The following is a 19,228-nucleotide window of genomic DNA, read 5'->3' as shown; positions in this document are numbered from 1 at the left end:
GGGCGTGACATATGCCGGACATCCTCTGGCAAAGAACCTGCGGCACCCTGCGCGCATTCATTTCCATAGGGGGTTGCATGAGCTATCTGGACAGTCGGTATAGCGACGATACACGCGACGGCGCGTGCCCGTTGATCCTGGCCCAACGCACCAGCGCGCAAGGGCCAGACACACCGATTCTTTTCCAGCAGTCCTGCCTGGGCTTGGCCCAGGACCAGGCTCGGGTCGTTCTTCGGCGGTACTTCGAGTGCTATAGCCCAGAGGGTGGGCATTGGGTCGAGTATGTGCATTCGATTCCGACGGCCGATTTCATCCAGTGGATCATGACCCACGGGCAGCTGCAGGTGGCCTGCTCGGACGATACGCCGGATATCGCATCCAAGGTCGAAGCCGTGGACGGTTGGCAAAAGAAGGAAGCCCATTGATGGGCCGTCACCGTTCATGGGCCTGGCTGCTGGTGGCCGGCTTGAGCCTGCCTGGTTGCAGCAGCAAGCAGGTCTCGCCGCAGATGTACACCGGGTTCCTGCAGGACTACAGCATCCTGACCGAGCGCAAGACCCCGTCCGGGCAGACGGTGTTGGGCTGGGTCAGCCCGGGGTTGAAAGCGGGCGGCTACAAGCAGGTATACCTGGAGCCCAGCCAGGTCTACCCGTGGCCTGAGCCGAGCGAGCGCATTCCGCCCAGCACCTTGATCAACATGACCGGCTACTACGACGCTGCCCTGCGGCTGGAGTTGGGAAAGGTCGTGCCCCTGGCGGCCAAGCCCGGCCCGGGCACGCTGGTGGTACGACCTGCCATCACCCGGGTGGCCACCCGTACCCAGGGGCTGCGTTTCTATGAATGGCTGCCCGTCACCCTGGTCGCTGCGGGCGTGAGCACGGCGACGGGGATCCGCGACCAAGACAGCGAGATCGCCACTGAGGTGTCGTTCGAGGACGGCGAGACGGGCGCGGTGGTCGCCGAACTGGTGCGCATGGGCACCGGTGTGCCGCTGGAGGACGACAAGCAGGTAATGACCGCCTACAACGTCAAAGCTGTGCTCGATGGCTGGGCCGGTGATTTGCGTACGGCCTACATGGCGTATCGTCGATAGCGTACGCAAGGCGGTTCTGCGCGTCATTGGTTCAGCTTGATGGGTTCCCCTTCGATGCGGGTTTCCCCTGTGCTCTGGCTATGGATGGCGTCGGCCTTGAGCGTGATGGCCTGGGGTGTAAGGGTCAGGCTGCTGTTGCCGACGCGCAGGGTGATATGGGTGTTGGCCTGGATCTCGACATGCTTTTGCGTGACCGCCAGGGAATAGGCGCCTTGCATGATGGTCACCTGCGCATCCTGCTGGACGGTCTGGTACTGGTTACCTCCGACGGCGATGCTGCGGTTGTTGCCGACGCTATGGGTCTCGTCCACTTCCACCTCGGTGTCCAGGCTGCGTTCGGCGTGCACGAGCAGTTGCTCGGCGCCTTGTTTGTCGTCGAAACGGATGAAGTTGGCCGCGTCGGAGCCGCTCTTGGTGGAGCGGGTGAGGAACCCGCTTTGGGTCTTGTTCTGAGGCAGCGACCACGGTGGCATGTTCTGGCTGTTGTAGAGGCTGCCTGTGACCAGGGGGCGGTCGGGATTGCCTTCGAGAAAGGAGACCACGACTTCGTCACCGACCCTGGGGATCTGGATGCTGCCGAAGCCTCCACTGGCCCAGGCCTGGGCGACACGCACCCAGCACGAGCTGTTGTCGTCGTGCTGGCCGTAGCGGTCCCAGTGGAACTGCAGCTTCACCCGGCCGAGGCTGTCGGTGAAGATTTCCTCGCCGGGAGGGCCGACCACGATGGCGGTCTGTGGGCCATGCAGTAATGGGCGCTCGGTACTGGGCTGGGGGCGGTAGAGAATTTTGCTGCGGACGCAGGTGAAGTGGTTGAGGTAGTAGGCCCCGGCATTCTTGGCATGGCGGTAGTTGTTGGCGCCTTCGTGTTGCAGCGCCAGGAGCAGGAAACGCCGGTCATCGGGGCTGTCCTGGTCGTGTTCGTAATGGTGTTGCAGCTCGAAGGTATGGCCTGTGCGCATGGCGCGGCAGTTGCTGCTGCCTGCGAAGACCTTGGCCTGCACTTCGAGGGCCTCCAGGCGGTTGCGCACCAGGCGTTCGCCTGTGTCGTAGTCGCCATGGGTGTATTGGCCTGGGAAGTCGAAGATCTCGAAAGGCCCCACGTCGCCTTGCTGGTTGAGGCTGTCCATGACTACGGGCAGCGCGTTACGCGGTTGCTTGTAGTCGAAGGTTTGTACGGCCATGCGACTGGGCAGCAATTGGCGTGACCCGCTCCAGTGGGTGATGGCGTCGGCGGTCTCGGTGACCGACGTGCTGTGGAAACGAATCCTGGGCTGTTCGGGCAAGGCGGTGAGCAAGGTGGAGTTGTCGCCTATCACCAGCGTGTGCTGTTCATGGCTGTGCTCGAAATAGTAGAACAGGCCTTCCTGGTCCAGCAGGCGCTGGACGAAGTTGAAGTCGCTCTCGCGGTACTGGGTGATGTAGCTGTGGGTCTTGAGCGGCCGGGTGAGGTTGAACTGGACGCTGGGCAGGGAGCCGTAGCCGGCGAACACCTGGGTAAGCACCTGCTCGACGGTCTGGTCCTGGAAGATACGTGAATCGAAGCGCCGGCTGAGCATCCAGAGCCAGGGCACGAGGGTCGCCGAGTAATAGGCCAGGCCCCCGTCGCTGCCGCCGCTGGCGAAATCGTTGACATAGCCATGAATCAACCGCGCGCCGCCCTCGGCCAGCTCGATCTCCAGCAGGGCCGGCTTGCCGATCAGTGACTTGAGTTCGATATGCGCGTCCTGGCTGATCAGCGACAGGTCGTAGTGGAACAGTGTGGAAAGGCCTTCATTGCCGGCGAAGGTATCGACCAGCAGTTCCTGGTCGGCAGAGAGCGGCGTGGTCAGTTTGATCAGCCTTCGGTTCTGCGGGGCGAAGAGGGCGGCGATGTCTTCCATTAGCATGTCGTTTCTCCTGAGTAGCGGCGCGGGCCGATTGAAGGCACTGACCTATCGTTGCCTGCTGACGAGGTTGTTGAAGGCGATGAACAGGCGTGCGGCCCAAGAGCGGGCGCGTATGGCTTGGATTTCTTCGAGGTTGGAGAAGGTGTAGCGCACGCCCTTGCGACGTTCTTCCGCGCGCAGGTGAGCGAGGCCGGCGACTGTGCGCCAGATGCTTATGATCACAATCGAAGGTAGGACTATGCACATCACAAGCGTCGCGGTGGGGTATTCGGTCAACAATTGGCCAACAGCGCCACTGCCAAGAGTACAAAAGCCAACCCAAACTGGAGAAACATAGCGGCTTCGGCGAGAAGTGACATGAACTCTTCCATCGCGTATCTCGTAAGGCAAGGTTTTCAATTTTAAACGGGAGGCTAGGACGTAAGTCATCCCGGTCAGAAGCTGTGCAGAGAAAAATACTAAAGTGCCTAGGATCCATCCCCACTTTGCGGAGGCAAGGGTGTATGTGTGTGCGCCAAATATGAAAACATCCATGGAAAACAGGTAGGTTATAAGCTGTATGCAGAAGCGACTATAGCTATTGCTGACATAAGCGCACTGACTTCTTTCCCAGGCTATAAAGATGGAGAGTACTAATGCGGGTGCAGACATCCACTCGGATTCTAGGCTGGCAATAAGTAAACAGATGAGCGTAAATATCATGCCGTAGCGAGTTGCCTTGAACAGTGCATAGGCATCTGAGAATGGCATTTCACATCCTGCCTCTTGTTAGCCAATCACCATATTTTTTGTCTAGTCCACGCTCGATGAATTCTTTTTGCGCTATTGTTCCGGCTATAAAAGACATGCCGATTACAATTACTAACGGGACACCCAATGAGGCAAGAAAAACCGTAGCCAATACGCCCCCCCGCAAAGGCAGCTAAATTGGCGGGTTGGCTATACGCAGACCGCTCCCAGAACTCACCTAATGACTGGGAAGCCCTGGCATCGATAACGGCTTGTGGGCCGAACGACAATAGGGCCCCCACCGCATTGCTCGAAATAATCTTCGCGAATCCCCTCGAACCATACGTCCGTGGATCAAGCCCCACGCGACTGTTCAGCAATCGCTGAGCCTGATGAGCTGGCATATGGATATTGTTCCCCACCCGCAACGCACCAAAATTGTAATGGGCCGCTCCCTTCATCACCGGCACCTGGAACTTGAGTGCACCGCCCACGTGCACCAATTTAATCCGGCGCCGAAACGACTTGCGGGCCGAGCGGCTGCCTGCATGCCCGCGCTCCGCGGCCCAGGCCTTGAGGTCTTTCTTCAGAGGTTCGGGCAGGTCCAGCAGGTCGATCAAGCGCTTGGTGTTCGACGCCGCATACACCAGGTGGATGACAGTGCCCAGCGTGCTGGGGAGGCTGGCGGGGGAGAACCAGAGCGGCCCTATGGTCGGGATCGACTCGGCGCGTTCGCGCAAGGCTTCGAGCTCTTGGACAGTATTCCGGCCGACGTTTTCGAGCCTGGCGAACAGGCTGAGCAGGAGGGTAAGCGACTCCTGGGCCTCGTCTGCCGACATCTCGGCGTCGGGCATCGCTAGCTCATTGGCCAGGAACATCGCTGCACTGTAGTCGTCGGTGTTATACCAGCCTTCGATGTCGATCAATGACGGGAAGGCTCGAGCGGCGACCAGTTCAGGCCAGGGCAATTCACCTTTGCCGAGCAGCCCGCGGGGGTTTTCGCCCCAGGGATTGGTGCGTGTGCAAAGCGGGGGGATGTAGTACATGGTCTGCATTCCTTACTGTGCATGTTGATTCATGCCCTGCGTCCTGCAGGAATGGGTAAGTGGTGTGCAGGGAAGTAGAAAATAGCGAGGAACTTCAGTCAATGAACTACAAGGTTTTTTGACTGGGTAAATTTTAATTGCGTGTTTCGAAATGTAGGAAGTTAATTGGTTTGTTGTAGGAATGGTCTTTGTTGTTGGTTTTATTGCGCGTGTTGCTTGCCGTTTTTAAAAGGGAAGTGTTGGGGTGATGGGGTATAAGGGGCTGCTTTGCAGCCCATCGCGGCGCAAGGCCGCTCCACAGACCCATCGCGGCACAAGGCTGCTCCTGCAAGGCCATCGTGACGCTACGCTGCGCGTGCAGGACGACGTGGCCGTTGTGGGAGCGGCCTTGTGCCGCGATGGGTCGCGAAGCGACCCCACGCTGTGTGGTGGTCAGTCCCAGGTCGGCGCCAGGCCGTCGGGGCTGACTTCACGGCCATTGCGCTCGAGCGTAGCGATACGTGCCATGTCTTCGTCGTCCAGGCGCAGGTCGCGGGCGAGCAGGTTGCTGGCCAGGTTCTCCGGCTTGGTGGAGGATGGGATGACCGCGTAACCCAATTGCAGGGCCCAGGCCAGAGCAACTTGTGCCACGGTGGCCTTGTGCTTGGCGGCGATCTCGGCCAGCAGCGGGTCCTTGAGCACCTTGCCGTAGGCCAGGGTCATGTAGGAAGTCACCGCAATGCCTTGCGCCTTCAGGAAGGCGGTCAGCTTGGCATTCTGCAGGTACGGGCTGAGCTCGATCTGGTTGGTCGCGATCTCGCCTTCGCCAACCACGTCGATGGCCTGACGGGTCAGCTCGATATTGAAGTTGGAGACGCCGATCTGGCGGGTCAGGCCTTGTTTCTTGGCTTCGGCCAGGGCGGTCATGTATTCGACCAGTTCGACGCCATTACCCGGGGCCGGCCAGTGGATCAGCAGCAGGTCGACATAGTCGGTGCGGAGCTTGGCCAGGCTTTCGCGCAGGCTGGGGATCAGCTTGTCGGCCGCGTAGTTGTCGACCCAGATCTTGGTGGTGATGAACAGCTCGCTACGGGGCACGCCGCTTTCGGCGATGGCCTGGCCGACGTCGGCTTCGTTGCCATAGATCTGCGCGGTGTCGATGACGCGGTAGCCCAGCTCCAGTGCGGACTTGACCGAGTCGATGACGGCCTGGCCGGTAAGGCGGAAGGTGCCGAGGCCGAAGGATGGAATGCTCATGGATCTGCTCCTGGTGAGTGAGGGGAACCGAACCGAGCGTGGTCGCTGGGGTTCGATCGCGCTTCGTGTGGGATGCAGTGTGCGGGTTTCGGGGGGATAGATTAAGGCAGGGCAGGGCCAAGGTCATTTGATTCACGATCAAGAATCAACAATCAAGTCGTGATTTTGTTGCGGGGAAATCGGCTTATCCAGTGCCGGCCTCTTCGCGGGTAAACCCGCTCCCACAAGGATCGCGTTACGCCCAAGAACAATACAGTAGCTGTTACCGCAAAAGGACCGACGACGCTGTACCTGTGGAAGCGGGTTTACCCGCGAAAGGACCGACACAGAAAACGAAACGGCCCGCCATGGAGGCGGGCCGTCTGGCATCGCAGGCGACGATCAGCGACGACGGAACAGCGGCAGCGGCTCGTCGGTGGCGCCCTGGTAGGTCACCGAGAAGTCCTTCAGACCTTGCAGCGCGTCTTCCGGGTCCTTGTCGGCGCGGATGGCGAAGGCGTCGAAGCCGCAGCGGGCCATGTAGAACAGCTGGTCGCGCAGCACGTCGCCGATGGCGCGTAACTCGCCCTTGAACTTGTAGCGGTCACGCAGCAGGCGCGCATTGGAATAGTTGCGCCCGTCTGTGAACGCCGGGAAGTTCAGGGCGATGACCTGGAAGTGCTGCACGTCGTCACCGATTTCCTCGGCTTCCTCGTCGCTGTCCAGCCACACGCCCAGGCCGCCGTCGCGGGCCTTGAGGGCATGGGCATGGTCGCGCCACATCTGCAGAGGGACGATGTAGTCGTCGCAGTTGGTCAACTCGTCGAACGAGGTTTCCTTGGGCAACAGGTGCCAGGTTTCGTCGACCAGTTGGTTGTTCTTAATGATTCGCTGCATAGACGCGTTCCTTGAAAGGGTCGATACCGATGCGCTGGTAGGTGTCGATGAAGCGTTCTTCCTCGGTACGTTGTTCCACGTACACGTCGATCAGCTTCTCGATCACGTCGGCCATTTCGTCCTGGGCGAAGGACGGACCGAGGATCTTGCCCAGGCTGGCATCGCGCGCGGCATTGCCGCCCAGGGAAACCTGGTAGAACTCCTCGCCCTTCTTGTCCACGCCGAGGATGCCGATGTGGCCGACGTGGTGGTGGCCGCAGGCGTTCATGCAACCGGAGATGTTCAGGTCGATCTCGCCGATGTCGAACAGGTAGTCCAGGTCGTCGAAGCGGCGCTGGATGGACTCGGCGATCGGGATCGATTTGGCATTGGCCAGGGAGCAGTAGTCGCCGCCCGGGCAGCAGATGATGTCGGTCAACAGGCCAACGTTCGGCGTGGCGAAGCCCAGCTCGCGCAGTTCCAGCCACAGGGCGTGCAGCTGGCGCTGCTCGACATCGGCGAGGATGATGTTCTGCTCGTGGGACGTACGCAGGAAGCCGAAGCTGTAGCGCTCGGCGAGGTCGGCCACGGCGTCGAGCTGCTTGTCGCTGATGTCGCCCGGGGCGACGCCGGTGGGCTTGAGCGACAGGGTGACGGCCACATAGCCAGGTTTCTTGTGGGCGCGGGTGTTGCGCGCACGCCAGCGGGCGAAGCCTGGGTAGTCCTGGTCCAGCGAGGAGTAATCAACGTTGTCCAGGGCCAGGTAGGCCGGGTCGACGAAGTGGCGTGAGACACGCTGCAGTTCCGCTTCGGTCAGGGTGGTCGGGCCGCCGCGCAGGTGGACCATCTCGGCTTCGACCTTCTCGGCGAACACTTCAGGCGTCAGGGCCTTGACCAGGATCTTGATCCGCGCCTTGTACTTGTTGTCACGGCGACCGTAACGGTTGTACACGCGCAGGATGGCATCCAGGTAGCTGATCAGGTCCTGCCAGGGCAGGAACTCATTGATGAACGAGCCCACCACCGGGGTACGGCCCAGGCCGCCGCCGACCAGGACGCGGAAGCCCAGTTCGCCGGCCTCGTTGTACACAGGCTCCAGGCCGATGTCGTGTACTTCGATGGCCGCGCGGTCTTCCTTCGAGCCGTTGATGGCGATCTTGAACTTGCGCGGCAGGTAGGCGAATTCCGGGTGGAAGGTGGTCCACTGGCGGACGATCTCGCACCACGGGCGCGGGTCGATCACCTCGTCGGCGGCGACACCGGCGAACTGGTCGGTGGTGGTGTTGCGCAGGCAGTTGCCGCTGGTCTGGATCGCGTGCATCTGCACAGTGGCCAGCTCGGCCAGGATATCCGGGATGTCTTCCAGCGCCGGCCAGTTGTACTGCACGTTCTGGCGGGTACTGATGTGGGCGTAGCCCTTGTCGTAGTCGCGGGCGATCTTGGCCAGCACGCGGACCTGACGGGCGTTGAGCTGGCCATACGGCACGGCGACCCGCAGCATCGGGGCGAAACGCTGGATATAAAGGCCGTTCTGCAGGCGCAGAGGGCGGAATTCTTCTTCGCTCAGCTCACCGGCCAGGTAGCGGCGGGTCTGATCCCGGAACTGCTTGACGCGGTCCTCGATGATCCGCTGGTCGTACTCGTCGTATACGTACATATAAGTCCTGTCTCAGGCTGCAGGCAGCAATTCGCGCGCACGGCCGCGCACTCCGCATCGGAGCCGAGGCACGATATCAGGTTGTGTTTATGCGCTAAAGTGATGTTTTTGCATATGAAAAGAACCAATTGGACTAAGTGAGACTGACTGCCATTTGCTCGCGCAATCGCTGGGTCTGTTTATAATCCCGGGTTTGCTTCGCAGGGATGTATTCGCATGCTCAAGGCCTTGTGCCGGGGCCTGTGCCTGAGCCTGCCCCTGGCAGCGGCGAGCGCACAGGCCGCCTCCGTAGTGTTCCTCAACCCGGGCTATTCCAACGATACGTTCTGGGTGGGTTATTCACGCTTCATGCAGGCGGCGGCCGATGAGTTGGGCATGGACCTTCAGATCGAATACAGCGAGCGGCGTACGGACCTCGCCCTGACCCAGGCCAAGGCCGTGCTGGCCGGTCCCCGGCGGCCGGATTACTTGGTGCTGGTCAACGAACAGTACCTGGCCCCTGAAATCATCCGTCTGTCCCGAGGCCTTGGGGTCAAGCTGTTCCTGGTCAACAACGGGTTGACCGAGGCCCAGGCGCAGAGCGTCCAGGCCCAGCCGGGCAAGTATGCGCCCTTGCTCGGCACCCTGACCGGCAATGATGAACAGGCCGGGTACCAGATGCTGCGTGAAATGGTCGCGCTGTTGCCGCCAGGCGCCGGCCCGGTGGACCTGGTGGCATTCGCTGGGGTCAAGACCACGCCGGCGTCGCAGCTGCGCGAGCAAGGCATGCGCCGCGCCCTGGCCGACCTTCCCCAGGTGCGCCTGCGCCAGGTGGTCTACGGCGGTTGGAGCCGCCAGCGTGCCTACGAGCAGGCCCAGGTGTTGCAAGCGCGTTACCCGCACACGCAACTGGTGTGGTCGGCCAACGACGAGATGGCCTTCGGGGCCATGCAGGCCTTCGAGGAGGCGGGGCGCAAGCCTGGCCGGGACGTGATCTTCAGTGCAATCAACAGCTCGCCCGAGGCCCTGCGTGCGCGTATCGAAGGGCGCCTGGGGGTGCTGATGGGCGGGCATTTCACCTTGGGCGGCTGGGCCATGGTGATGCTTCACGATGACGCTCAGGGGCTGGCGATCAACCGTGACGGGCTGGCCGAGCACCACATTCCGGTGCTGCAGTTGATCGACCAGGCCAAGGCGCGGCGTTGGCTCGACCTGCTACAGCGGGACGACCTGGGTGTCGATTTTCGCCGTTACAGCGCCCAGGGCCGTTCGCTCGACTTTCATTACCCTTTCCTGACGTCGCCCGTCGAGTATTGAAAACCCTGCTTGAGGGAAGGGCATTGCTGGTCTTAACTGCTGGTTGAAGTGCATTCCCATAACCACTACAAGAGGCAATGCAATGGGAAATTCGACCAAGTTGCGCAAAGCTGACAGCAGTGTCGACGCCTGGGCGATCCTCTGCCTGATCATCCTCGTCGTCGTGGCCGCCGTGTATTGGGTCAGCCACCAGTAACGCCGAACCTAAGACCATGAGCAAAACCAGAACCGCCCGCGGAAGGGATATCTGCGGGCGGCATGCGTTCTAGCGAGCGGTCAGGTGCAGGGCCAGTTGCACCAGGCCCACCAGCACGAGGATGAAAACCAGGGTGAACAAGGTGCCCAGCACGATGAAGTGGCTGGCCTTGCCGTGGGTGAAGTCTCGGGCGCGGTTCTTGCCGCTTTGCACGCCGAAGGCGGCGGCGAGGATGCTTTGCAGCATCTGCCAGAAGGTAGGGGCTTTGCCTGGGTCGTTGTCGTCCATGAAGGGCTCCTTGAAACAGAGGCAATCAGGGACAGTGTAGACAGCTGTATGGGGCTGCCTTGCAGCCCTTTCGCGGCACAAGGCCGCTCCTACAGGGCTGGCGCATCATCCTGTAGGAGCGGCCTTGTGCCGCGAAAGGGCCGCAAAGCGGCCCCATGCACGATCAGCTGTCGTAGCCCAGGTTAGGCGCCAGCCAGCGCTCGCTCACGCTGACATCCTGTCCCTTGCGCGCGCTGTAGCGCTCGATCTGGTCCTTGTCGACCTTGCCCACGGCGAAATACTGGGCCTGAGGATGGGCAAAGTACCAGCCGCTCACCGCTGCCGCCGGGAACATGGCGAAGTGCTCGGTCAGGTACACGCCGCTCGGGCCGGTCTGGCCGATGGCGGTGCCATCGAGCAGGCGGAACAGCGTGGCCTTCTCGGTATGGTCCGGGCAGGCCGGATACCCCGGGGCAGGGCGGATGCCGCTGTACTGCTCCTTGATCAGCGCCTCGTTGTCCAACTGCTCGTCCTTGGCATAGCCCCAGTACTGCTTGCGCACCTGCTCGTGCAGCCATTCGGCGCAGGCCTCTGCGAGGCGGTCGGCCAGGGCCTTGACCATGATCGAGTTGTAGTCGTCGCCCTTGTCCTGGTAGGCCTTGGCCACCTCCTCGGCACCGATGCCGGCGGTGGTGATGAAGCCGCCGACGTAGTCGGTCAGGCCGCTGTCCTTGGGCGCGACGAAGTCGGCCAGGGAGAAGTTGGGCTTGCCGTCCGGCTTGATGGTCTGCTGGCGCAGGTGGTGCAGGGTGGCCAGTTTCTCGCCGTTGTCGCCGTATACCTCGATGTCGTCATGGGCGACCTGGTTGGCCGGCCAGAAGCCGAACACCGCACGGGCGCTGATCAGCTTCTCGTCGATCAGCTTGTCGAGCATCTCGCGGGCGTCCTTGTACAGCGCCGTGGCGGCCTCGCCGACCACTTCGTCGGTGAGGATGCGCGGGAACTTGCCGGCCAGGTCCCAGGAGATGAAGAACGGCGTCCAGTCGATGTATTCGGCCAGCACGCGCAGGTCGATGTCTTCCAGCACCTTGACGCCGGTGAAGGAGGGCACCGCCGGGGTATAGCCGGACCAGTCGTATTGCGGCTTGGCGGCGATGGCCTGGTCGTAGCCCAGGCGCTCGGTGCGGGCGCTGCGGTTGGCGGTGCGCTCGCGCACCTCGATGTATTCCTGGCGGGTCTTCTCGACGAAGGCGGGCTTGAGCTCCTTGGACAACAGCTGGGTAGCCACGCCCACCGCGCGCGAGGCGTCGGTGACGTAGACCACGGCGTCATTGCTGTACTTGGGCTCGATCTTGACGGCAGTGTGTGCCTTGGATGTGGTGGCGCCGCCGATCATCAGCGGCAGGTCGAAGCCTTGGCGCTGCATCTCGCGGGCGACATGGACCATCTCGTCCAGCGATGGGGTGATCAGGCCGGAGAGGCCGATGATGTCGCAGTTCTGCTCGCGGGCGGTCTGCAGGATCTTCTCCGCCGGCACCATCACGCCCAGGTCGACGATGTCGTAGCCGTTGCAACCGAGCACCACGCCGACGATGTTCTTGCCGATGTCGTGCACATCGCCCTTGACCGTGGCCATGAGGATCTTGCCCTTGGCCTCGGGGGTGTCGCCTTTCTCGGCTTCGATGAAGGGGATCAGGTGGGCCACGGCCTGCTTCATCACCCGGGCGGACTTGACCACCTGGGGCAGGAACATCTTGCCGGCGCCGAACAGGTCGCCGACCACGTTCATACCGCTCATCAGCGGGCCCTCGATGACCTCGATGGGGCGCGCGCATTGCAGGCGGCACTCCTCGGTGTCCTCGACGATGAAGGCGGTGATGCCCTTGACCAACGCGTGCTCAAGACGCTTTTCCACCGGCAGCGTGCGCCATTCTTCGTTTTCCACTTCCTTGGCCGCGCCGCCGCCCTTGTAGTCGTCGGCGATGGCCAGTAGGGCGTCGGTGCCGTGCGGGGTGCGGTTGAGCACCACGTCCTCGACCTTCTCGCGCAGCGCGGCGGGGATCTCGTCGTAGATCTCCAGCTGGCCGGCGTTGACGATGCCCATGGTCAGGCCGTTCTTGATGGCGTGGTAGAGGAATACCGAGTGGATCGCCTCGCGCACCGGGTTGTTGCCGCGGAAGGAGAACGACACGTTGGACACACCGCCGCTCGACAGGGCGAACGGCAGATGATCGCGGATGTAGGCGCAGGCCTCGATGAAGTCCACCGCGTAGTTGTTGTGTTCCTCGATCCCGGTGGCCACGGCGAAGATGTTCGGGTCGAAGATGATGTCTTCCGGTGGGAAGCCCACTTCATTGACCAGGATGCCGTAGCTGCGCTGGCAGATTTCCTTCTTGCGCGCGGCGGTATCGGCCTGGCCGACCTCGTCGAACGCCATCACCACCACCGCGGCGCCATAGCGCTTGCACAGGCGGGCGTGATGCTTGAACTGCTCGACGCCTTCCTTCATCGAGATCGAGTTGACGATGCCCTTGCCCTGGATGCACTTGAGACCCGCCTCGATCACCTCCCACTTGGAGGAGTCGATCATGATCGGCACCCGGGAGATGTCCGGCTCGCCGGCGATCAGGTTGAGGAAGCGGACCATGGCAGCCTTCGAATCGAGCATGCCTTCGTCCATGTTGATGTCGATCACCTGGGCGCCGGCCTCGACCTGCTGCAGGGCGACTTCCAGGGCTTCGGTGTAGTTCTCCTCGCGGATCAGCCGGGCGAACTTGGCGGAGCCGGTGATGTTGGTGCGCTCGCCGACGTTGACGAACAGCGACTGGCGATCGATGGTGAACGGCTCCAGGCCCGACAGGCGGCAGGCCTTGGGGATGTCCGGGATCTGACGGGGCTTGTACTTGGCCACGGCCTCGGCGATGGCCTGGATGTGCGGTGGGGTGGTGCCGCAGCAGCCGCCGATGATATTGAGGAAGCCGCTGGCGGCGAACTCCTCGACCACCGCGGCCATTTCCGCCGGGGTTTCGTCGTATTCGCCGAAGGCGTTGGGCAGGCCAGCGTTGGGGTGGGCCGAGACGTGGGTGTCGGCTTTGGTGGCCAGCTCTTCCAGGTACGGGCGCAGGTCCTTGGCGCCCAGGGCGCAGTTCAGGCCCACCGAGATCGGCTTGGCGTGGCGCACCGAGTTCCAGAACGCTTCGGTGGTCTGCCCGGACAGGGTGCGACCGGAGGCGTCGGTGATGGTGCCGGAGATCATGATCGGCAGCTCGACGCCGTCTTCCTCGAACACCTGCTGCACGGCGAAGATCGCTGCCTTGGCGTTGAGGGTGTCGAAAATGGTCTCGATCAGCAGCAGGTCGGCGCCGCCCTCGATCAGGCCACGGGTGGCCTCGGTGTAGTTCTTCACCAGCTCGTCGAAGGTGACGTTGCGGTAGCCTGGGTCGTTGACGTCCGGCGAGATCGAGCAGGTGCGGCTGGTCGGGCCGAGCACGCCGGCGACGAAACGGGGCTTGTCCGGGGTTTCCAGGGTCTTGGCGTCGGCGACCTGGCGGGCGATGCGCGCACCTTCGACGTTCAGTTCGTACACCAGCGCTTCCATGCCATAGTCGGCCTGGGAAATTTGCGTGGCGTTGAAGGTGTTGGTCTCGAGGATATCGGCGCCGGCGTCGAGGTAGGCCTTCTCGATCGAGGCGATGACATCGGGGCGGGTGAGCAACAGCAAATCGTTGTTGCCCTTGACGTCGCTTGGCCAATCGGCGAAGCGCGTGCCACGATAGTCGTGTTCCTCCAGACGGTAGCTTTGGATCATAGTACCCATGCCGCCGTCGAGGATCAGTATGCGCTCCTTGAGTGCGTGCTGGAGTGCTTGGAAACGAGCGCTGCGGTCGGACATAGGAACTACCTGGTCGGGCAAATTTCGGAAGGTGCTGAATAATAACAAAGCTGCACGGATTTTAGACGTGTTGGCCATTTGCATGAATTTGCTTCATGTTGACGGGCACGTAGCAAGCACCCAGGGACCGGACAGGCAAATCGTGATGGCTTTCAAGAACCAGGACATTCGGCACATGGTGCATCGTTTACTTGCTGGCGCCTTCGCCCTGCTCATCAGCGGCGTGGCGGCCGGGCAAGCCCCCCAATCGAGCTCGGCGATTTCGTACACCCGGGACATCCAACCGATCTTCACCGAGAAATGCGTGGCCTGCCATGCCTGCAACGACGCGGCCTGCCAGCTCAAGCTGGAAAGCCCCGAAGGCGCGGTGCGCGGTGCGTCCAAGACGCCGGTGTACCAAGGCGAGCGCAGCAAGGCCGTGCCGACCACGCGCCTGTTCTACGATGCCCACAGCGAGGAGGCCTGGCGCAAGAAGGGTTTCTATTCGGTACTCGACAACCAGGGCAGCCAGGCGGCCTTGATGGCGCGCATGCTCGAGCTGGGCCACCGTACACCGCTCACGCCCAATGCCAAGCTGCCCGAGGAGATCGTGCTGGGCCTGAACCGCAACAACATGTGCCCCTTGCCCCACGAGTTCGATGCCTACGCCGGTGCCCACCCGAAGGAGGGCATGCCGCTGGCAGTCACCGGCCTGAGCGATACCGAGTACCACACGATGCAACGCTGGCTGGCTGCCGGTGCGCCGGTCGAATACCAGCCGATCCAGCCAAGCCCGGCCGAGGCCAGGCAGATCGCCGAATGGGAAGAGCTGTTCAACCGCCCCGGCTCCACCGAGGCGCTGGTCGGCCGTTGGCTGTACGAGCACCTGTTCCTGGCGCACATCCATTTCGTTGGCGGTGAGCCGGGCCACTTCTTCCAGTGGGTGCGTTCGCGCACGCCCAGCGGCCAGCCGGTCGACCTGATCGCCACGCGCCGCCCCAACGACCCGCCGGGCACCGATTTCTACTATCGCCTGGTTCCGGTGCAGGGCGTGATCGTGCACAAGACCCACATCACCTACCCGATGGGCCCGCAGAAGCTAAAGCGGGTCAAGCAGCTGTTCTACAGCGGCGACTGGCACGCCACCGCCTTGCCCGGTTACGGCCCGCGCCACCGCTCCAACCCGTTCGAGACCTTCGAAGCGATCCCGGCGGTGGCGCGCTACCAGTTCATGCTGGATAACGCCGAGTACTTCGTGCGCACCTTCATCCGCGGCCCGGTGTGCCGTGGGCAGATCGCCACCGATGTGATCCGCGACAACTTCTGGGCGCTGTTCCAGGAGCCGGCGCACGACCGCTATGTCACCGATGCCCAGTACCGCGGCGAGGCCACGCCATTGCTGGCGATGCCCGGGCAGATCGACGATGTGGGCAGCGTACTGAGCCTCTGGCACGCCTACCGCGACAAGCGCAACGAGTACGAGAAGCTGCGCCGCAAGGCCTATGCCGACATGCCGGCACCGAGCTGGTCTACCTTGTGGGCCGGCAACGACAACGCGTTGCTGACCATCTTCCGCCACTTCGACAGCGCGGCAGTGAGCAAGGGCCTGATCGGTGACGTGCCGCTGACCATCTGGCTGTTCGACTACCCGTTGTTCGAGCGTACCTATTACCAGCTGGCGGTGAACTTCGACGTATTCGGTAACGTTTCGCACCAGTTGCAGACGCGCCTGTACTTCGACCTGATCCGCAACGGCGCCGAGGTCAACTTCCTGCGCCTGATGCCGGCCGACCAACGTGGCGCGATCCTCGGCGACTGGTACCAGAACAGTGGCAAGGTGAAGATGTGGCTGGACTACGAGGACATCGACACCAGCACCCCGAGCGGCCTGGTGCTCGATACCAAGAACCCCAAGCGTGACTTTGGCCTGAAGCTGTTGCAGCGCACCGGCAGCCTCAATGCCGCCCCTGACCCGATCAACCGCTGCCAGGGCGCCCATTGCTCGCGCGCGCAGATGAGCACCGAGTTCCAGGACGCCGAGCAAAGCCTCAGCCGCCTGGTATCGCGCCCGGCCGCTGGGCTCAAGGTGATCGGCCAGTTGCCCGAGGCGACCATGCTGCGCATCGAAGGGCAGGGCGGCCAGCGTCAGGTCTACAGTCTGCTGCGCAACCGTGCCCACAGCAACGTGGCCTTCCTGTTGGGCGAGGCCTATCGCTACCAGCCGGGCCTGGACACGTTGACCTTGTACCCTGGCGTGCTCAGCAGCTACCCGAACTTCATCTTCAACATCCCCACCCGGGATGTGCCGGAGTTCGTCGAAGACATGGAGGCGGCCCGCGACGATACCGCCAAGTTCGAACGGATCGTCCAGCGCTGGGGCGTGCGCCGCAGCCACCCGCAGTTCTGGCGCTACTTCCATGACCTGAACACCTTCATCAAGGAGACCGAGCCGGTGGAGGCGGGGGTGCTGGACATGAACCGCTACGAGAACCTTTGATCGATTGCCGGGGAGGGCGCCTGACCTTTCCCGGCTTTTTGCAGTCGGACCCTTGGGTGGTTCCAGATGCAAATGGGGTTGCGTTGCAGCCCATCGCGGGACAAGCCCGCTCCTACAGGGATCGCCACAAACCTTGTGGGAGCGGGCTTGTCCCGCGATCGAGCGCGAAGCGCTCGCCTACCTGCACTGGGCCTCAATGCACCGAAAACCGCAGGAACCGACATGCTGTATTCGCTTCAGGCTCTCCGGGCGTTCGCCGCCTGGGTGGTTGTGTGCCACCACTTCATGCAGATCTTCTTCGACTTCCACGCCACCGGCCCCATCGGCCAACTGCTTGCCGACCGGGGCGCTGTTGGCGTGGACATCTTCTTCGTCATCAGTGGCCTGGTGATCTACCTCTCGACCCGCGACAAACCCATCGCGCCAGGGCAGTTCCTGCTCAACCGGGTATTGCGTATCGTGCCAGCCTACTGGTTCTACACGCTGCTCATGGGCGCGCTGATGCTGGTGGCCAGCCGCTGGATGCCGCACCAGGTGTTCGATTGGCAGCACCTGCTGCTGTCGTTGCTGTTCATACCGGCCGAGAACCCCGGTGGCTACGGCTTGTACCCGACCCTCAACGTCGGTTGGACATTGAACTTCGAGATGTTCTTCTACCTGCTGTTCGGCCTGGCATTCCTGGTGCGTCGGCGCCATCACCTGCTGCTGGTCACTGGCGCACTGTTGTTGGTCAGCGAGGTGCTGGGGCGGGTCGGGGTGCTCAGCCGCTTCTACAACAACGGCATCATCTATGAGTTCCTGTTGGGTATCGGCATCGGCGTTCTGTATCGCCGGGGCCTGGTGCGCGAAGGGCTGTGGCTGCCGCTGCTGGTGCTAGGCCTGGCCGGCTTGGCCCTCTATCACCTGGATGCCTCGGTACGCTTGCTGCACTGGGGCCTGCCCAGCGCGCTGGTGGTGCTGGCCTTCGTCGCGCTCGAGCCGTACTTCCACGGCAACCGGGCACTCAAGGCCCTGGGCGACTGCTCCTATTCGGTGTACCTGATGCATGTGCTGGTGCTGTATGGCGGCTGGTTCGCCAGCCAACGCCTGGGCTTGGACCCCTACGGCGTGTTCGCTGCCTGTGTGCTGTCCATTGGACTAATGTCGTGGCTCAGCTACCAGTGGCTCGAACGTGGCCTGCACCGGCGCCTGCAAGCCTGGTTGCAGGCGCGCGGGGAGCAACGGCAGGCGTTCGCGCTTTCCCGAGTCAAATACTAGGACTTTGTTCGAAGGCCAGGTTGGCGTACACTTGGCCGCAAGTCTGTGAGGAACTTCCATGAGCGCTATAACCATTACCGACGCCGCCCATGATTACCTGGCCGATCTGCTCTCCAAGCAGAACACCCCGGGTATCGGCATTCGTATTTTCATCACCCAGCCGGGTACCCAGTACGCCGAAACCTGCATCGCCTACTGCAAGCCGGGCGAAGAGAAGCCCGATGATACCGCCGTCGGCCTGAAGAGCTTCACCGCCTACATCGACGCGGTCAGCGAGCCGTTCCTCGAGGACGCGCTGGTCGACTACGCCACCGACCGCATGGGCGGCCAGCTGACCATCAAGGCGCCGAACGCCAAGGTGCCGATGGTCAACGAGGACAGCCCGCTCAACGAACGCATCAACTACTACCTGCAGACCGAGATCAACCCGGGCCTGGCCAGCCACGGCGGTGCCGTGAGCCTGGTGGACGTGGTCGACGACGGCATCGCCGTGCTGCAGTTCGGTGGCGGTTGCCAGGGCTGCGGCCAGGCCGACGTTACCCTCAAGGACGGTATCGAGCGTACCCTGCTCGAGCGCATCCCGGAGCTCAAGGGCGTGCGCGACGTGACCGACCACAGCAAAAAGGAAAACGCGTACTACTGATCCTGTTCGCAGGTCAACAGCCTGGGGCTGCTGTGCAGCCCTTTCGCGGCGCAAGGCCGCTCCTACAGAAGCTGCGCCGCGCCTGGGCCGGATTGATTAGCGCTGCCCCCTGTAGGCTGAAATCAGGTACGTTGCGCCAGCGCACCCATGGCCATGAACAGCGCGGCGATGGCCCGGGCTTCATGCAGTTCGCCACGAGCCACCAAGGCAGGGACCTCGGCCAAGGGCACTGTCACGCATTCCAAGGGCTCAGGTTCGTCACCCCCATCACTGTTGCAGGGGCTGAGCTGCTCGGCCAGCACCACCCGGCAGCGGTGGCACAGATGCCCAGGCGCCAAGGTCAGCTCACCCAGCTCGGTCAGGCGGGTGGCATGCAGGCCCACTTCTTCCCCCAATTCCCGCTGCGCCGCCTCCAGGTAGCTTTCCCCCGTGTCGGCTCCGCCCTTGGGCAGGCCGAGGATGGTTCCTTCCACACCCACGGCGTATTCACGAACCATCAGCACATGCGCAGGGTCAGGCATGACCACCAACAGCACCGAGCGGTAGCCGGTGCCGCGCAAGCGCTCGTACACCCGGCGCTGGCCATTGCTGAACTGCAGGTGCAGGGCTTCGATCTGGAAATGGCTGCTTTCAGCCAGCAGTTCGGTCTTGAGAATGGTAGGGCTCTGGCGCATGGCGGGGCCTCGGCAAACGGTAGGC

Annotated in this window: 15 protein-coding genes; 6 read left to right on the top strand and 9 right to left on the bottom strand. The window is 62.6% G+C overall.

All coding sequences use genetic code 11. The annotated features are described in order from the left end of the window. The first annotated feature begins 77 nt into the window (after positions 1-77). Positions 78-425 (top strand): hypothetical protein, encoded by a 348-nt coding sequence (locus K8374_RS14570; RefSeq protein WP_224456152.1) that lies wholly within the window; start codon positions 78-80, stop codon positions 423-425. After that, entirely contained in the window at positions 425-1,093 is a 669-nt protein-coding gene (locus K8374_RS14565; RefSeq protein WP_224456151.1) for a DUF3313 domain-containing protein, read from the top strand. The genes K8374_RS14570 and K8374_RS14565 overlap by 1 nt, the downstream gene beginning before the upstream one ends. Positions 1,094-1,116: 23 nt before the next feature. Here the strand turns inward: K8374_RS14565 and K8374_RS14560 are convergent, their stop codons facing one another. From K8374_RS14560 to K8374_RS14535, 6 genes are all read right to left on the bottom strand, one after another. Then, positions 1,117-2,979 carry a type VI secretion system tip protein VgrG gene (locus K8374_RS14560; protein WP_224456150.1) on the bottom strand — a complete coding sequence of 621 codons (1,863 nt, stop codon included), beginning with the start codon at positions 2,977-2,979 and terminating at the stop codon, positions 1,117-1,119. 45 nt (positions 2,980-3,024) lie between these two features. Further along, positions 3,025-3,729: a hypothetical protein gene (locus K8374_RS14555; protein WP_224456149.1), complete on the bottom strand. Its 705-nt coding sequence runs from the start codon at positions 3,727-3,729 to the stop codon at positions 3,025-3,027. Positions 3,730-3,755: 26 nt separating this feature from the next. Continuing rightward, positions 3,756-4,754, bottom strand: a complete 999-nt coding sequence (locus tag K8374_RS14550; RefSeq protein ID WP_224456148.1) for a hypothetical protein — start codon at positions 4,752-4,754, stop codon at positions 3,756-3,758. 432 nt (positions 4,755-5,186) lie between these two features. After that, on the bottom strand, positions 5,187-5,990 hold the full coding sequence (gene dkgB / locus K8374_RS14545; protein ID WP_224456147.1) for a 2,5-didehydrogluconate reductase DkgB: 804 nt from the start codon (positions 5,988-5,990) through the stop codon (positions 5,187-5,189). A 381-nt stretch (positions 5,991-6,371) separates the two neighbouring features. Then, on the bottom strand, positions 6,372-6,866 hold the full coding sequence (locus tag K8374_RS14540; protein ID WP_224456146.1) for a DUF934 domain-containing protein: 495 nt from the start codon (positions 6,864-6,866) through the stop codon (positions 6,372-6,374). Continuing rightward, complete coding sequence (locus K8374_RS14535) at positions 6,850-8,502, bottom strand: nitrite/sulfite reductase (RefSeq protein ID WP_224456145.1); 1,653 nt, start codon at positions 8,500-8,502, stop codon at positions 6,850-6,852. Before K8374_RS14535 ends, K8374_RS14540 begins: the two co-directional genes overlap by 17 nt. A 216-nt stretch (positions 8,503-8,718) precedes the next feature. Between K8374_RS14535 and K8374_RS14530 the strand changes: the two genes are divergently transcribed. Continuing rightward, positions 8,719-9,798, top strand: coding sequence for an ABC transporter substrate-binding protein (locus K8374_RS14530; protein ID WP_224456144.1), 1,080 nt, complete (start codon positions 8,719-8,721; stop codon positions 9,796-9,798). Between the two features lie 265 nt (positions 9,799-10,063). Here the strand turns inward: K8374_RS14530 and K8374_RS14525 are convergent, their stop codons facing one another. Both K8374_RS14525 and metH read right to left on the bottom strand, forming a co-directional pair. Next, entirely contained in the window at positions 10,064-10,282 is a 219-nt protein-coding gene (locus K8374_RS14525; RefSeq protein ID WP_224456143.1) for a DUF2970 domain-containing protein, read from the bottom strand. Positions 10,283-10,445: 163 nt separating this feature from the next. Then, positions 10,446-14,153 carry a methionine synthase gene (gene metH / locus K8374_RS14520; protein WP_224456142.1) on the bottom strand — a complete coding sequence of 1,236 codons (3,708 nt, stop codon included), beginning with the start codon at positions 14,151-14,153 and terminating at the stop codon, positions 10,446-10,448. Between the two features lie 175 nt (positions 14,154-14,328). On the opposite strand from metH, the gene K8374_RS14515 reads away from it, so the two are divergent. From K8374_RS14515 to nfuA, 3 genes are all read left to right on the top strand, one after another. Continuing rightward, on the top strand, positions 14,329-16,629 hold the full coding sequence (locus tag K8374_RS14515; protein WP_224459331.1) for a fatty acid cis/trans isomerase: 2,301 nt from the start codon (positions 14,329-14,331) through the stop codon (positions 16,627-16,629). A gap of 222 nt (positions 16,630-16,851) precedes the next feature. After that, on the top strand, positions 16,852-17,886 hold the full coding sequence (locus K8374_RS14510) for an acyltransferase family protein (RefSeq protein ID WP_224456141.1): 1,035 nt from the start codon (positions 16,852-16,854) through the stop codon (positions 17,884-17,886). 58 nt (positions 17,887-17,944) lie between these two features. After that, positions 17,945-18,529, top strand: coding sequence for a Fe-S biogenesis protein NfuA (nfuA, locus tag K8374_RS14505; RefSeq protein ID WP_224456140.1), 585 nt, complete (start codon positions 17,945-17,947; stop codon positions 18,527-18,529). Positions 18,530-18,651: 122 nt separating this feature from the next. On the opposite strand, the gene nudE is transcribed toward nfuA, so the two are convergent. Continuing rightward, entirely contained in the window at positions 18,652-19,203 is a 552-nt protein-coding gene (gene nudE / locus K8374_RS14500) for an ADP compounds hydrolase NudE (protein ID WP_224456139.1), read from the bottom strand. Positions 19,204-19,228 lie beyond the last annotated feature (25 nt).

Source organism: Pseudomonas sp. p1(2021b) (genome assembly GCF_020151015.1).
GTDB lineage: Bacteria > Pseudomonadota > Gammaproteobacteria > Pseudomonadales > Pseudomonadaceae > Aquipseudomonas > Aquipseudomonas putida_K.
The sequence above is the reverse complement of the archived record's forward strand: the minus strand, read 5'-3'. Positions and strand labels throughout refer to the sequence as shown.